Origin of the sequence: Aliiglaciecola sp. (assembly GCF_039982535.1) — a bacterium.
In the GTDB taxonomy this organism is placed as follows: Bacteria; Pseudomonadota; Gammaproteobacteria; order Enterobacterales; family Alteromonadaceae; genus Aliiglaciecola.
On the sequence record NZ_JBDWYG010000012.1, the window covers coordinates 1 to 1,137 of the forward strand.

1 protein-coding gene is annotated in these 1,137 nt (G+C 39.5%); it reads right to left on the reverse strand.

The window, feature by feature from the left end:
* Positions 1-1,137 (reverse strand): hypothetical protein (locus tag ABJV04_RS02435; RefSeq protein WP_348489550.1); only part of this gene is annotated, 1,137 nt, incomplete at both ends.

Genomic DNA, 1,137 nt, shown 5'->3' on the forward strand with positions numbered 1-1,137 from the left:
TTACCGGTCCGGTTTGTCCTACCGAATAAGAAATCGTTGTGCTTGGGTTAAACGGATTTGGGTAGTTCTGATTCAAAGCAAAGGCTGTTGGCTTGGTATCCGGCTCATTGCTTACGCTGGTGTTTGGGGCAATCGTTATGCTGAAACGGTTGATTGAGGTATCATCACTCTCCATTACAGTGGCAACGTCTAATACTGTACGCACTGATTTTTCTTTTGCGGCTTCAATCATAAATGTGTAAGAGTCAACTTCTCTTAACGAAACGTTTGTACCGGTTTCGTGATCTGTAAGTGTGATTTCCCAATCATCTGAGATACTATCTAAGTTTTCCCATGCGAACGCAAACTCACCTGAAACTCCATTCGCATTAACTCTTAACGGAATAGTAACTTTATCTTCTAGATTTGAAGGTACAGAGAATACAGACTGTAGTTTATCTTCATTATCAATCTTACCTACAAAAGCCATCGTAGCAAAAGAATTTAGTAGCGGTGTGAATTTTGATGCATCTGCAACATCGTACCCAATTATTGCATCAGGTCGTGCACTCAATCTTATTGCTTTATCAAAAGTATTTTCTGAGGATAGCGTAAAGTTTATATCACCACTATTCGGGTTTTCTTTCGAAAAGAAAGTACCTGTTGCTGACGATGTTGTTTTACCCGAAGTAGGCATTGAAATAGAAGTAGCAGCGTCAGCAGATTCTACCCAAAGTCCTTGCCAAGGCTCAACAATGTACGGAGTGGTACGATCCTCAGCAGAATAAGAACTTGCACCATTATCCCAGAAAGCAACATTATTTTGTATAGTGCCACCAGTTACTGTAATAGAATTTAAGTTAAAATTAGTGGCATATGGGTTACCTATCATAGTAAAATAACTGCTACTTACTGAATTAGAAATATTTAAATCTACACTCACATCAGAAGATGGTTCTAGACCGGAAGCATCCAAGGTTATTGGAAGTGTTTCGCTGCCAGCATCCGTATTATTATAGAAGTACGTGATGAATCCATAACCGTTGAGCAAATTTGTAGAAACAGAATCAGGGGTCTCGTAAGATCCAGTATTGTCATAGGTCTGAAAATTCGAAGTTTCCCCTGTATTATCTCCACCTGAAACTCCTTGAATGGCTG